Origin of the sequence: Zavarzinia sp. (assembly GCF_041650655.1) — a bacterium.
In the GTDB taxonomy this organism is placed as follows: domain Bacteria; phylum Pseudomonadota; class Alphaproteobacteria; order Zavarziniales; family Zavarziniaceae; genus Zavarzinia.
Genome location: NZ_JBAZKR010000030.1, coordinates 31,926 through 45,178, shown reverse-complemented (window position 1 = coordinate 45,178; position 13,253 = coordinate 31,926). Strand labels below are relative to the sequence as shown.

Below are 13,253 nucleotides of genomic sequence, written 5' to 3'. Positions count from 1 at the left end.
GAAGCGCTGGGAGAAGGGCCAGCGCTGACCCTCCGGCGCTCAGGCCCGGGGCCGGCGCTGATGCGAGAAGAGCAGCGCAGAGAGCAGACCGGCGAAGGCCTGGTAGATGGCGTCGAACATGGCGGAACTCCTTGTTGCATGGGGCCAGACTGCGCTGGCGACGGATCCCACTCAAACGCCGTTGCCTTGTGCTGAGCCTCACAAAAAGTTAGGCTTTCGGATGACCCGCGCCCTGCCGCCGCTGAACGCGCTCCGCGCCTTCGAGGCCGCCTTTCGCCACCAGTCCTTCGCCCGTGCGGCGGCGGAGCTGAACGTGGCCCAGGCGGCGGTGAGCCGTCATGTCCGCGACCTGGAGATCTGGCTGGGCGCGCCCCTGTTCGAGCGCCGCGCCCGGGGCGTCGCCCTGACCCTGGCCGGGCAACGGCTGGGCGCCTCCCTGGTGCCCGTGTTCGAGGCCCTGGGGGCGGCGGTGGCGGCGGAACGGGCTGACAGTGCGCCGGCCCGGATCACGGTGACGGTCGAGCCGGTACTGGCGCAGCGCTGGCTGCTGCGCCGACTGATGGAATTCCGCACCGAACATCCCGAGATCGAGATCGTGCTCGATCCGACCAACCGTCTGGTCGAGCTCGCGGCGGAAGGGATCGACCTCGGCATCCGTTACGGCGACGGCCCTTGGAAGGGCGTTTCGGCCGAACTTCTGGCCCGCGTCGAAGTCTATCCGGTGGCGTCCCCGGCGATCGCCGCGCAATTGCCGGACGAAGCGGGCCGCGACGAGTTACGCCGCTTCACCCTGCTGCATGAGGACGGGCTGTTGTGGCGGCGCTGGTTCCGGGAGGAGAGCGGGGCCGACGCACCGGCCCCCGCCGGCCTGATGCTGCACGACACCCATCTGGCGCTGGAGGCGGCGGCGCTCGGCCAGGGCATCGCGCTCGGCGATTCGGTACTGGATTTCGACGACCGCGCGGCCGGCCGCCTGGTGCGCCTGACCCGGCGGGCGATCGACGATCACGCCTATTGGCTGGTCACGGCGCCGGGCCGGCGCCTGAAGCCTGCGGCGAAACTGTTCAGTGATTGGCTGGTATCGACCATGGCGGCCGACATGAAGGCCGCAGCGGCGCTGATGCGCCCGTCCCCGTGAGGGGTTCTCCCGATCGGCCGGTCGGACCAAATGATTGGTCGGAGTGAGAGGATTCGAACCTCCGGCCCCTAGCTCCCGAAGCTAGTGCTCTACCAGGCTGAGCTACACTCCGACCGGGAGGCCGGCCTTGTAGCACCGCGCCCCGGCCTGTTCAAGCACGACTTTCAATAAGCCCGCTCGATGCAGAAATCGATCACGCCTTCGAGGGCGCGGCGATAGTCGTTGTCCGGGAAGATCGAGAGGGCGGCGCGCGCCTTGTCGCCGTAAGTGCGGGCGCGCTCCAGGGTTTCGGTCAGCGTGTCGTGGCGCTGCATCAGGCGGATCGCCCTGGCCAGATCTTCCTCGGTCTGCTCGCGCGCTTCGACGCAGCGGCGCCAGAACGCCTGCTCGGCGCCGTCGCCGCGCTGGAAGGCCAGAATCACGGGGAGCGTGATCTTGCCCTCGCGGAAATCGTCGCCCACCGTCTTGCCCAATGTCGCTTCGTCGGCCTGGTAGTCCAGCGCATCGTCGACCAGCTGGAAGGCGACGCCGAGCCAGCGGCCGAAATCGGCCAGGGCGGCTTCCTCGCGCTCGGGCCTGCCGGCGACCACGGCGCCGACGCGGGTCGCCGCGGCGAAGAGGGCCGCCGTCTTGGCCGCGATCACCTTGAGATAGTCGTCCTCGGTGGTGGCCAGGTTGTTCGCCGTGGTGAGCTGCATCACCTCGCCCTCGGCGATGATGGCCGAGGCTTCGGAGAGGATCGACAGGACGGAGAGGGAGCCGTCCTGGGTCATGAGCTGGAACGAGCGGCTGAACAGGAAATCGCCGACCAGGACGCTCGCCTGGTTGCCCCAGACGATATTGGCCGTGGCCTTGCCGCGACGGAGGGCCGATTCGTCGACCACGTCGTCGTGCAGCAAGGTGGCGGTATGGATGAATTCGACGCAGGCGGCGAGGCGCACGTGCCGCTCGCCGACATAGCCGCACAGGCGCGCGGCGGCGATCAGCAGGAGCGGGCGCAGCCGCTTGCCGCCGGACGCGATGATATGGGCGGCCAGCTCCGGGATCAGCGGCACGTCCGAGACCATGCGGGTGCGGATCTCGGCATCGACCTTGCGGAAATCGTCGCCCACCAGAGCCAGCAGGATTTCGAGCGCATTGCGGCCGTCGGCCCGGGTCCGCTTGTTCCCATCCTCACCGAGTGATACGACCACGCTCAAGCGCCTGCTCCTGCCGCAGCTAATGCCGGCGCAGAATAGGAGCCCTCTCCAAGGCCGGTCAACGCACCTTAGCGCTTTGCGACCGCGTCATCTTCACGCTTCTAGGGTGCAACATGCAGGAATTGGTCCGGACCAACGATCTCGTACTGATTTCCTTCGTCGACTCCCTGCTGCGCGCCGAGGGGATCGAGGCCCTGGTGCTGGACGGCCACACCAGTGCGGTCGACGGCTCGCTGGGCCTCTTGCCACGCCGGATCATGGTGGCGGAGGAGGACGAGCGCCGCGCCCGCCGCCTGCTGGACGAGGCCGGCCTGGCCCACGAATTGCGGCCGGCGACGTGACGGAGACCGAAGACAGGCTGCTCGGCGGCCGGCTCCGCCTGCTGCAACCGACCGAAGGCTACCGTGCGGCGATCGATCCCGTGCTGCTCGCCGCCTTCACCGAGGCGCCGGCGGGCGGATCGGTGCTCGACCTCGGCTGCGGCACCGGGGCCGCCCTGCTCTGCCTTGCGGCGCGCCGGCCCGACCTGCATCTGACCGGCATCGATGGCGACCAAGGCTCGCTCGCCCTGGCCGCCCGCTCGGCCGCGCTGAACGGCATGGCGGAACGGGTGACGCTGGAGCGCCGCGCGATCGAGGACGGCATCCCGCGCCAGACCTTCGACGCCGTGATGACCAATCCGCCCTATCTCGCCGCCGGCCGCGGCAGCCATCCGCACGAGAGCCGGCGTGACGCCCATATGGAAGGCGGCGCTGACCTTCCGCGCTGGCTCGACGAAGCGATCAAGGCCCTGAAGCCCGGCGGCCGCCTGACGCTGGTGCATCGGGCCGACCGCCTGCCCGAGATTCTGGCCCTGGCCGAGGGCAGGCTCGGCGCGCTCGAGATCCTGCCCCTCTGGCCCAAGGCCGGGCAGGAGGCGAAACGGGTGCTGGTCGCCGGCCGGGCGGGGCGGAAGACACCGGCCAGGCTGCTGTCCGGCCTGGTGCTGCACGGGCCGGACGGGGCCTTCACCCCCGAAGCGGAGGCGGTGCTGCGCAGCGGCGCGGCGCTCTGAAGCGCCTCAGGCCGCCTCGGCCTTGCGCTTCAGCTTGGCGAGGCCGCCGCCCAGGATGTTGCGGACCAGGAGTTCGGTCAGGAAGCCGGTGAAGGGAATGCGCGGCTCGAATTCGACCCGGTAGTCGACTTCGGTGCCGCCGTCGGCCGTGTCGGTCAGCTTGATGCGGCCCAGGTGGTTCTTCACCGGGCTGCCCTGTACCACCGTGTATTCGACATATTCGCCGGGCACCACGGCGGTGGTCTTCTCGTCGGTATAGGAGACGCCGAAGGAGACCCGGCGCACGGAGCCGGCACCATTCACCCCGTCCGGTCCGGTGCCGTCGACGATGCGCCGCGTCTTGCCCGGCAGGAGCGAGCCGAATTTCTCGTGGTCGCCGACCCAGGCGAAGACCTCGGCGCGCGGCGCCTTGATCACCGAATGCAGATGGATGTGGCGCTTGGCCATGGGCACTCCTCCGTCGCTGGCGGCGAGGATCGGTCAGTCGCCGCCCGCCGCCAACGTCTGTTCGGAGTAGATCAGAGCAGTCCTTCCAGCACGCGGTCGGGCGGGCGGTGGCCGTCGGCGAAGGTCTTGATGTTGATGATGACCTTCTCGCCCATGTCGAGCCGGCCTTCGATGGTGGCCGAGCCGAGGTGGGGCAGCAGCACGACATTGTCGAGCGCCACCAGCTTCGGATTGACCGCCGGCTCGTGCTCGAAGACGTCGAGCCCGGCGCCAGCGATCTCGCCGCCGATCAGCATGCGGGTCAGGGCGTTTTCGTCGATCACTTCGCCGCGCGCGGTATTGACCAGGATCGAATGCTTCGGCAGCAGCTTGAGCCGGCGAGCCGAGAGCAGGTGATAGGTCGCGGGTGTATGGGGGCAGTTGACCGAGATGATGTCCATGCGGGCCATCATCTGGTCCAGGCTCTCCCAATAGGTCGCCTCCAGCTCGTGCTCCATCTCTTCCGAGACGCGGTTCCGGTTGTGATAGTGGATCGACATGCCGAAGGCGCGCGCCCGGCGCGCCACCGCCGTGCCAATGCGGCCCATGCCGATGATGCCGAGGCGCTTGCCCCAGATCCGCCGGCCGAGCATCCAGGTCGGCGACCAGCCGCCCCATTCGCCGCTGCGCATCACCCGTTCGCCTTCCGCCAGGCGGCGCGAGGCGGCCAGGATCAGGGCGATCGTCATGTCCGCCGTGTCTTCGGTCAGCACGCCCGGGGTATTGGTCACGGTGATGCCGCGCTGGCGCGCCGCCGCCAGGTCGATATGGTCGACGCCGGTGCCGAAATTGGCGATCAGGCGCATGTTGGGGCCGGCATGGGCGAGAATGCGGCCGTCGATCCGGTCGGTCACGGTCGGCACCAGAACGTCGGCCACCTTCATGGCCTCGATCAGCTCGGCCTGGCTCATCGGATGATCGTCCGGATTGAGGCGGGTGGTGAACAATTCCATCATCCGCGTCTCGATCGCTTCGGGCAGCTTTCGCGTGACGATCACGAGCGGCTTCTTGACTGGCATCATCCTCTCCCTCGGGCGGCGGAATGCGGCGATCCGCGGCGAACTCCGGCCCTTCCTAGCAGACTTGGGCGAAGGTTCAAAGGTGACGTTCTCGCCTCTTGGTGCCGTGACGGCGAGGGAGGGGTGAAAGCCCCCGCCTTGACCGGAACGCCCCACCCGACGACAGTGGCGGCAAGACGATTCGACCCCCTGTTGCGACGCCGCCCATCCCCCTCGATGACATTGCCCCGCCTGTTCCTCGCCGCTTTCGTCCTGTTCGCCGCCCTGGCCCGGACGCTGCCCGATGCTGCCGCCCAGGAGACGACCGAGGAAGCCGCCCCGGCCGACGGTGGCGCCGGCGGCGAAGGTGAATCCGGCCCGCGGGTGCCGCGCTTCGCCTCCCTCGGCTCGGGCGAGATCAACGTGCGCACCGGCCCCGGACCGCAATATCCGATCGCCTGGAAATATGTCCGCTCCGGCCTGCCGGTCGAGATCGTGGCGGAATTCGAATTCTGGCGGAAGATCAAGGACCACGACGGCTCGGTCGGCTGGGTGCACAAGAGCCTGCTGTCGGGCAAGCGCTTCGCCTCGGTCGAGGGCCTGGTCCGGGTGATGTACGACGAGGCGGCGGAAACCGCCCGGCCCCTGCTCCGGCTCGAACCCGGCGTGATCGTGCGGGTCGAGCGTTGCCGGGGCGACTGGTGCCGGGTCAATGTGGAGGGCAGCCGTGGCTGGCTGAAGCGGGCCTGGCTGTGGGGTGTCTATCCCGACGAAACCGTGAACTGAGGGGCGATCCGCCATGGCGAGCGACAATCCGGTGCTGGTCGAGGTCCTGCGCGGCGGCATCGTCGAGAGCCGCCATCGTGGCGCCTATGCCGTGATCGACGGCGACGGCACGCTGGTCGACGCCCGGGGCGACATCGAGCGGGCGATCTTCCCGCGTTCCTCCATGAAGATCCTGCAGGGCATCCCGCTGGTCGAGAGCGGGGCGGCCGATGCCTTCGCCTGCACCCCGGCCGAACTGGCGCTCGCCTGCGCCAGCCATTCGGGCGAGGATTTCCACGTCAAGGCGGTGGGCGACTGGCTCGCCCGCGTCGGCCTCGTCGAAGCCGATCTCGCCTGCGCGCCGCATAATCCGATGTCGGTGCCGGCCTATGAGGCGCTGGTGCGCGCGGGGACGCCACCCTGCCGCCTGCACAACAATTGCTCGGGCAAGCATACCGGCTTCCTCACCCTGGCGCTTCACCTCGGCGTCGCCACGCGGGGCTATCAGAAGCGCGCCCATGCGGTGCAGCAGGCGGCCTTCGAGGCGACCGCGGCGCTGACCGACCAGCCGGTCGACATGCCCTATGGCATCGACGGCTGCGCCGCGCCCAACCCTTGCCTGCCGCTGAAGGCACTCGCCCTCGCCATGAGCCGGATCGCGGTGCCGGACCGCCTGGCGCCGGAACGGGGCCGCGCCGTCGCCCGCCTCGCCGCCGCCATGGCCGAATATCCCGAGCTGGTCGCCGGCACCGGCCGGGCCTGCACCCGCCTGATGCGCGCCGCCCTGCCCGGCACCGTGGCCAAAACCGGGGCGGAGGCGGTCTATATCGTCATCGCCCCGTCGAAGGGCCTCGGCATCGCCCTGAAAATCGACGACGGCGGCACCCGCGCCGCGGAAACCCTGGTCGCCGGCCTGATGGAGCGCCACGGCCTGCTCGACGGCGAGAAGCGCGAGACGGTCGCCGACCTGATCGCGCCGGTGCTCACCAATTGGGGCGGCGAGCCGGTCGGGACCGTTCGATTGGCCGAGGGGGCTTGACCGGCAATTCCGAACGCGTAACCCCAACGGGATAAGAACGAAGGAGAGCGTCCGGTGGTGAAGATCCTGCAGTGCAAGGCCTATGGCCCGCCCGAATCCCTGGTGCTCGAAGAGGTGGCGCCGGCCCCGGTCGGCCGCGGCGAGGTGCGTGTTCGCCTCCATGCCGCCGGGGTGAATTTCCCCGACGTGCTGATCATCCAGGGCAAATATCAGTTCAAGCCGGAAATGCCCTTCGCCCCGGGCGGCGAAGCGGCCGGCGAGATCACCGAGGTGGGCGACCGGGTCACCGGCTACAAGGTCGGCGACAAGGTGATCGTGATGACCGGCTGGGGTGCCTTCGCCGAGGAGATCGTGGTCGGCGCCGACCGTCTGGCCCCCCTGCCCCCTGGCATGTCCTACGAGGAAGGCGCCGCCTTCCTGATGACCTATGCCACTTCGCACCACGCCCTGAAGCAGCGAGCCAGGCTCCAGCCGGGCGAGACGCTGCTCGTGCTCGGTGCCGCCGGCGGCGTCGGCCTCGCCGCAGTCGAGCTCGGCAAGGCGATGGGGGCACGGGTGATCGCGGCTGCCTCGACGCCGGAGAAATTGGCCCTGGCCAAGGAACACGGCGCCGACGAGGGCATCAATTACGCCGCCGAATCCCTGCGCGACCGGCTGCGCGAACTGGCGCCCAACGGCGTCGACGTGGTCTACGACCCGGTCGGCGGCGAGCTTTCCGAACAGGCACTCCGCTCGATCGCCTGGAAGGGCCGCTTCCTCGTCGTCGGCTTCGCCGCGGGGCCGATCCCTTCGATCCCGCTGAACCTCGCCCTGCTCAAGGGCTGCGAGATCGTCGGCGTGTTCTGGGGCGCCTTCACGGTGCGCGAGCCGGACCTGCACCGCGAGAATGTGGCCGAGCTGATCGAGCTGTTCCAGGCCGGCAAGATCCGCCCCCTGGTGTCCAAGACCTACCCCCTGGCCGAGGGCGGCCGGGCGATCCGCGACATGATGGAACGCCGCGTGACCGGCAAGGTCGTCGTCACCATGTAACGCGGCTCATTCCGCGACCAGGCTCCGCCGGTCGACCCGGCGGAGTGCTGCCGCCTCGCGGAGGTCGTCGCGCCGGATCTCTTCGACCGTCGCGAAGATATAGGCCAGGTGGTCGACCGCCGCCTTTTCTGCCGCGGCAGGGTCGCGGGCCAGTACCGCTTCGGCAATGGCGCGGTGCTGGGCCAGGACCGCCTCGGCCACGCCCGGCCGGCGATAGAGCCGGTCGCGGCTGTAGAAAATGCCCCGGCGCAACAGGTCGGCCATGGCCCGCATCATGTGCAGCAGCACGACATTATGGGCCGCCTCGTAGACGAGCTGGTGCAGGTCGACGTCGGCCGCCGCTTCCGCCCCCGGATCGTCGGCCAGATGGGCCGCCTCGAGGGCGTCGAGCTGGGCCTTGATCGCGGCCCGGTCGGCCTCGGTCGCCCGCAGCGCCGCGAGGCGCGCCGCCTGCGCCTCCACCCCCTGGCGATATTCGAAATAGTCGGCCGCCACCCGGCCGTCGGCGGCGAAGAGTTCGGCCAGCGGCTCCGACAGGGGGGCCAGGAAGCGGGCGACGGTGGTGCCCGCCTTGGTCGTCACCAGCAGCCCCTTCCGCTCCAGGATCGCCAGCGCCTCGCGCAGCGACGGCCGCGAAACCTCCAGCCGTTCGGCGAGGTCGCGTTCGGCCGCCAGCCGGTCGCCGGGGCGCAGCACGCCCTCGAGGATCATCTCCTGGAGATGGCCGGCCACGGCGGCGGCGAGGCGGGGGGGCTTGATCGGATCGGTCATGGCGAGAGATTAAGGCAGGGCGCGGATTTGGTCTAATAATTTTACCAGTTCCCATTCCTGGTAAAAAGATTTATCCAATTGTCCAGCAACGCCGAGGAAGACCGATGCCCGTCGTCACCAATGTCCAGGACCTGCGCCTGATGGCGCGCCGCCGCATTCCCCGCGCGATCTTCGACTATGCCGACCGCGGTTCCTACGACGAGCGGACGATCGCCGCCAACCGGGCCGACCTCGCCGCCCTGAACCTGCGGCAAAGGGTGATGATCGACGTCTCCGGCCGCTCGACGGAGACGACCATGCTGGGCGAGAAGGTGACCATGCCGATCGCCATCGCGCCGACCGGGCTGACCGGCCTGTTCCACGGCAACGGCGAGATCCTGGGGGCGCGGGCGGCGCAGAATTTCGGCGTGCCCTTCTGCCTTTCCACCATGTCGATCTGCTCGATCGAGGACGTGGCGGAAGCGACCGGGAAACCCTTCTGGTTTCAGCTCTATGTGATGCGCGACCGGGGCTTCGTCAAATCGCTGGTCGAACGGGCGATCGCCGCCAAATGCTCGGCCCTGGTGCTCACCCTCGACCTGCAGATCCAGGGCCAGCGCCACCGCGACATCAAGAACGGCCTGAACGTGCCCCCGAAGCTGACGCTCGCCAATGCGATCGACATCGCGACCAAGCCCGAATGGGCGCTGCGCGTCCTCTTCGGCAAGCGGCGGAGTTTCGGCAACCTCGCCGGTCACGTGAAGAATGCGGACGGGCTCGACACGCTGGCCAAATGGACCGCTTCGCAATTCGACCCCTCCCTCTCGTGGAAGGATGTCGAATGGATCCGCACCATCTGGCCGGGCAAGCTGATCCTGAAGGGCGTCTTGGATGCCGAGGATGCCAAGGCCGCGGCGGCCACCGGGGCCGAGGCTGTCATCGTCTCCAACCACGGCGGGCGCCAGCTCGACGGTGCCGTTTCCTCGATCCGGGCGCTGCCCCGGGTGGCCGAGGCGATCGGCGACAAGACGGAAATCTGGTTCGACGGCGGCGTGCAGTCGGGCCAGGACGTGCTGAAGGCGCTGGCGCTGGGCGCCCGCGGCTGCCTGATCGGCAAGGCCTGGCTCTACGGTCTCGCTGCGATGGGCGAGGCGGGGGTCACCAAAGTGCTCGACCTGATCGCCAAGGAACTCGATGTCTCGATGGCGCTCACCGGCACGCGCAGCATCGCGGATGTGACCGCGGCCGTGCTCGACCGCTGAAGCCCCCGCCCCGCGGGGGGCGGGGGGCCCCCTCAGACCGAGAAATATTTGGCCTGGGGGTGGTGCACCACGATGGCACTGGTCGACTGTTCGGGGTGGAGCTGGTCTTCCTCCGCCATCTCGACCCCGATCCGCTCGGCGCCGAGCAGGGCGAGCAATTTCCGCTGGTCGGCCAGGTTGGGGCAGGCCGGATAGCCGAAGGAATAGCGGCTGCCGCGGTAGCCCTGCTTCAACATCTTGTCGATGTCGCGGTCGTCCTCGTGGGAAAAGCCGAGTTCGCCGCGGATCTTCTTGTGGACATATTCCGCCAGGGCTTCCGCCATCTCGACCGAGAGGCCGTGGAGGTAGAGATAGTCCTGGTAGCGGTTCTCGGCGAACCATTGGCGCGCGATGTCGGATGCCTGCTGGCCCATGGTGACGACCTGGAGCCCGATCACGTCACGCTCGCCCGCCGAGATGTCACGGAAGAAATCGGCGATGCAGAGGCCGCCGCCGCGCGCCTGGCGCGGGAAGGCGAAACGGGCGACTTCCTTGGTGCCCGACTCGTCGAAGAGGACGACATCGTTACCTTCCGCCGCCGCCTTCCAATAGCCGTAGACCGCCTTGGGGCGAAGGATGCCCTCGCGCTGGCACTGCTCGACCAGGCGGTTCAGGATCGGGCGGATCTCCCGTGCTGCATGGACCTTGTAATCCTCCAGGCTGCGCCCCGCCTTCTCGAAGCCCCACTGGAACTGATAGAGCATGGTCTCGTTCAGATAGGGCACCAGGGCCTTGAGCGGCAGATCGTCGATCACCTGCGGCCCCCAGAAGGGCGGTACCGGCACGGTCACGCCCTTGGCCAGTTCTTCCCGCCGGATGCGGGTTTCCTCGTAGTCGATCGGACGCGCGGCCGAGGCTTCGGTCGGCTGACCGATGCGCTTGCTGTTCGAGGGCCGGCCGGCGCGCTTCACCTGGAGTTCCTTCAGGTGGTCGTCGAAATTGTCGTTCACCACCCGGGCCATCAGGTCGAGCCCGTCGAAGGCGTCCCTAGCATAGGCGACGCGGCCCGGGCCATAGGCGCGGACGCAGTCTTCCTCGACATATTTCCGGGTCAGCGCGGCACCGCCGAGGAAGACCGGCACGTTCAGCCCGGCGCGCGTCATCTCTTCCAGGTTCTCGCGCATGATCACGGTCGACTTGACCAGCAGTCCGGACATGCCGACGGCATCGGCCCTGGCCTTTTCCGCCGCCTCGATGATGGCGCCGATCGGCTGCTTGATGCCGAGGTTGACCACCTTGTAGCCGTTGTTGGTCAGGATGATATCGACCAGGTTCTTGCCGATGTCGTGCACGTCGCCCTTCACCGTGGCCAGCACGATGATGCCCTTCTCCTGGCCCTCGGCCTTTTCCATGAAGGGCTCGAGATAGGCGACGGCCGCCTTCATCGTCTCGGCCGACTGCAGCACGAAGGGCAGTTGCATCTTGCCCGAGCCGAACAGTTCGCCCACCACCTTCATGCCGTCGAGCAGGAAGTTGTTGATGATGTCGAGCGGCGGATGCGCCTTCATCGCCTCTTCGAGGTCGTCTTCGAGACCCTGGCGGTCGCCGTCGACGATGCGCTGGGTCAGGCGTTCCTCGGCGGTTTCGGCGCGCGCCTTCTTCTCGACCTTGGCGCCCTTGCGGTCGGCGAAGAGGGCGATGAAGGCTTGCAGCGGGTCGTAACCCTCGGCGCGGCGGTCGAAGATCAGGTCTTCGGCGACCTTCACTTCCTCGGCCGGGATCTTGTGCAGCGGCATGATCTTCGAGAGATGCACGATGGCACCCGTGAGGCCGCGGCGGATGGCATGGTCGAGATAGACCGAGTTCAGCACGTGGCGGGCCGCCGCGTTGAGACCGAAGGAAATGTTGGAGAGACCCAGGATGGTCTGGACTTCCGGCATTTCCTTGGCGATCTGCTCGATCGCATCGAGGGTTTCGAGGCCCAGCTTGCGGTCGTCCTCGTTGCCCGTGCAGATGGTGAAGGTCAGCGGATCGAACATGAGGTCCGAAGGCGGAAGCCCGTGCTGATTCACCGCGAAATCATAGAGGCGGTGGGCGACGCGGAGCTTGTCGGCGGTGGACTTGGCCATGCCCGATTCTTCGATCGTCAGCGCCACCACGGCGGCACCGAACTTCTTGGCGAGGCGCAGCCGCATCGCCGCCGGCTCTTCGCCGTCCTCGAAGTTGATCGAATTGATGATCGGCTTGCCGCCATAGAGTTTCATGGCCGCTTCGAGCACGGGGAATTCGGTCGAATCGATCACCAGCGGCGCATTGACCGAGCCCCGCATGCGCGAGACCACCTCGGTCATGTCGGAAACTTCGTCGCGGCCGACATAGGCGGTGCAGACGTCGAGCGTGTGGCTGCCCTCCTTCACCTGCTCGCGCCCCATGGCGACGCATTTGTCCCAGTCGTTGGCCGCCTGGGCTTCGCGGAACGCCTTGGAACCATTGGCATTGCAGCGCTCGCCGATCGAGAGATAGGCGTTCTCCTGGCGGAGCGGCACTTGGCTATAAAGCGAGGCGACCGAAGGCACCCAATGGAAGCTGCGGGCCACGGGGCGCGGGCGGACCTTGCCGCCTTCGATCTCGCGCAGCATCTGGTCGAGCGCACCGATGTGCTTCGGATTGGTGCCGCAGCAGCCGCCGACGATGTTGACGCCGTCCTCCAGCACGAAGCGGCGCACCCAGCGCTGCATTTCTTCGGGGCTGAGGGGATAGAATGTCTTGCCATCGCGGAGTTCCGGCAGGCCGGCGTTCGGCTGGACCGAGATCTTGCCCGGCCAATTCTCGGCCAGGAACTTCACGTGTTCCGCCATTTCCTGCGGCCCGGTGGCGCAGTTGAGGCCCATCACGGGCACGTCGAGGGAATGGATCACGGTCGCCGCGGCGCCGATGTCCGGCCCGACCAGCAGGGTGCCCGTGGTCTCCACCGTGACCTGGACCATGATCGGCGTGGTGGTGCCGAGCTTGGCGCGGGCGATCTTGACGCCATTCACCGCCGCCTTGATCTGCAGTGTGTCCTGGCAGGTCTCGATCAGGACGGCATCGACGCCGCCGGCGATCAGCCCCTCGGCCTGGATCGCCAGGGCGGCTTCGAGCGGGTCGTAGGGGATATGGCCGAGGGAGGGCAGCCGCGTGCCAGGCCCGATCGAACCCAGCACGAAACGCTGCCGCCCGTCATGGGCGAATTCCTCGATCGCCTCGCGGGCCAGTTCGGCCGCGCGCTTGTTCAGCTCGAAGGCTTCGTCGGTGAGGTCGAATTCGCCGAGGGTGATGGGCGAGCCGCCGAAGGAATTGGTCTGCACCATGTCCGATCCGGCCGCGAGATAGCTGCGGTGGATTTCGCGCACCACGTCCGGCCGGGTCCGGTTCAGCACTTCGGTGCAATTCTCCCGGCCGTCGAAATCGCGGGCGACGTCCAGGTTCATCGCCTGCACCAGGCTGCCGGTGCCGCCGTCGCACAGCAGGATGCGCTCTTCCAGGGCTTCCAGGAACTTGCTCATGATCGAAAC

At 68.1% G+C, this 13,253-nt stretch carries 12 protein-coding genes and 1 tRNA gene; 7 read left to right on the top strand and 6 right to left on the bottom strand.

Annotated features, from left to right (window positions below; genetic code table 11):
• Positions 1-220 precede the first annotated feature (220 nt).
• Positions 221-1,138, top strand: coding sequence for a LysR substrate-binding domain-containing protein (locus WC493_RS09065; protein WP_373064752.1), 918 nt, complete (start codon positions 221-223; stop codon positions 1,136-1,138).
• Positions 1,139-1,173: 35 nt separating this feature from the next.
• On the opposite strand, the gene WC493_RS09060 is transcribed toward WC493_RS09065, so the two are convergent.
• A tRNA-Pro gene (locus WC493_RS09060) sits at positions 1,174-1,250 on the bottom strand.
• A 52-nt stretch (positions 1,251-1,302) separates the two neighbouring features.
• Positions 1,303-2,337, bottom strand: coding sequence for a polyprenyl synthetase family protein (locus WC493_RS09055; protein ID WP_373064750.1), 1,035 nt, complete (start codon positions 2,335-2,337; stop codon positions 1,303-1,305).
• 113 nt (positions 2,338-2,450) lie between these two features.
• On the opposite strand from WC493_RS09055, the gene WC493_RS09050 reads away from it, so the two are divergent.
• Together WC493_RS09050 and WC493_RS09045 are read left to right on the top strand one after the other, a co-directional pair.
• Positions 2,451-2,678 (top strand): DUF2007 domain-containing protein, encoded by a 228-nt coding sequence (locus WC493_RS09050; RefSeq protein WP_373064748.1) that lies wholly within the window; start codon positions 2,451-2,453, stop codon positions 2,676-2,678.
• A complete protein-coding gene (locus tag WC493_RS09045) occupies positions 2,675-3,391 on the top strand; it encodes a tRNA1(Val) (adenine(37)-N6)-methyltransferase (protein ID WP_373064746.1) in 717 nt (238 codons plus the stop codon). Before WC493_RS09050 ends, WC493_RS09045 begins: the two co-directional genes overlap by 4 nt.
• Before the next feature lie 6 nt (positions 3,392-3,397).
• Here WC493_RS09045 and WC493_RS09040 read toward each other — a convergent pair whose 3' ends face one another.
• Positions 3,398-3,838, bottom strand: a complete 441-nt coding sequence (locus tag WC493_RS09040; protein WP_373064744.1) for an SRPBCC family protein — start codon at positions 3,836-3,838, stop codon at positions 3,398-3,400.
• Between the two features lie 71 nt (positions 3,839-3,909).
• Complete coding sequence (locus WC493_RS09035) at positions 3,910-4,896, bottom strand: 2-hydroxyacid dehydrogenase (protein WP_373064742.1); 987 nt, start codon at positions 4,894-4,896, stop codon at positions 3,910-3,912.
• A 216-nt stretch (positions 4,897-5,112) separates the two neighbouring features.
• Here WC493_RS09035 and WC493_RS09030 point away from each other — a divergent pair, with 216 nt between their 5' ends.
• From WC493_RS09030 to WC493_RS09020, 3 genes are read left to right on the top strand one after another with little or no spacing between them, the layout of a single operon-like run.
• Entirely contained in the window at positions 5,113-5,661 is a 549-nt protein-coding gene (locus WC493_RS09030; RefSeq protein WP_373064740.1) for an SH3 domain-containing protein, read from the top strand.
• 13 nt (positions 5,662-5,674) lie between these two features.
• Positions 5,675-6,679 carry an asparaginase gene (locus WC493_RS09025; protein ID WP_373064738.1) on the top strand — a complete coding sequence of 335 codons (1,005 nt, stop codon included), beginning with the start codon at positions 5,675-5,677 and terminating at the stop codon, positions 6,677-6,679.
• A gap of 57 nt (positions 6,680-6,736) precedes the next feature.
• Positions 6,737-7,708: an NADPH:quinone oxidoreductase family protein gene (locus tag WC493_RS09020; protein ID WP_373064756.1), complete on the top strand. Its 972-nt coding sequence runs from the start codon at positions 6,737-6,739 to the stop codon at positions 7,706-7,708.
• 6 nt (positions 7,709-7,714) lie between these two features.
• Here the strand turns inward: WC493_RS09020 and WC493_RS09015 are convergent, their stop codons facing one another.
• Positions 7,715-8,479: an FCD domain-containing protein gene (locus tag WC493_RS09015; RefSeq protein WP_373064736.1), complete on the bottom strand. Its 765-nt coding sequence runs from the start codon at positions 8,477-8,479 to the stop codon at positions 7,715-7,717.
• Between the two features lie 104 nt (positions 8,480-8,583).
• On the opposite strand from WC493_RS09015, the gene WC493_RS09010 reads away from it, so the two are divergent.
• A complete protein-coding gene (locus WC493_RS09010; protein WP_373064734.1) occupies positions 8,584-9,720 on the top strand; it encodes an L-lactate dehydrogenase in 1,137 nt (378 codons plus the stop codon).
• A gap of 32 nt (positions 9,721-9,752) precedes the next feature.
• Here WC493_RS09010 and metH read toward each other — a convergent pair whose 3' ends face one another.
• Complete coding sequence (gene metH / locus WC493_RS09005; protein ID WP_373064732.1) at positions 9,753-13,244, bottom strand: methionine synthase; 3,492 nt, start codon at positions 13,242-13,244, stop codon at positions 9,753-9,755.
• Positions 13,245-13,253 lie beyond the last annotated feature (9 nt).

Coding starts and splice junctions, on each gene's coding strand:
- WC493_RS09025 (WP_373064738.1), top strand. CDS start 5,675: ATGGCGAGCGACAATCCGGTGCTGGTCGAGGTCCTGCGCGGCGGCATC.
- metH (WP_373064732.1), bottom strand. CDS start 13,244: ATGAGCAAGTTCCTGGAAGCCCTGGAAGAGCGCATCCTGCTGTGCGAC.
- WC493_RS09010 (WP_373064734.1), top strand. CDS start 8,584: ATGCCCGTCGTCACCAATGTCCAGGACCTGCGCCTGATGGCGCGCCGC.
- WC493_RS09015 (WP_373064736.1), bottom strand. CDS start 8,479: ATGACCGATCCGATCAAGCCCCCCCGCCTCGCCGCCGCCGTGGCCGGC.
- WC493_RS09035 (WP_373064742.1), bottom strand. CDS start 4,896: ATGCCAGTCAAGAAGCCGCTCGTGATCGTCACGCGAAAGCTGCCCGAA.
- WC493_RS09065 (WP_373064752.1), top strand. CDS start 221: ATGACCCGCGCCCTGCCGCCGCTGAACGCGCTCCGCGCCTTCGAGGCC.
- WC493_RS09040 (WP_373064744.1), bottom strand. CDS start 3,838: ATGGCCAAGCGCCACATCCATCTGCATTCGGTGATCAAGGCGCCGCGC.
- WC493_RS09050 (WP_373064748.1), top strand. CDS start 2,451: ATGCAGGAATTGGTCCGGACCAACGATCTCGTACTGATTTCCTTCGTC.
- WC493_RS09030 (WP_373064740.1), top strand. CDS start 5,113: ATGACATTGCCCCGCCTGTTCCTCGCCGCTTTCGTCCTGTTCGCCGCC.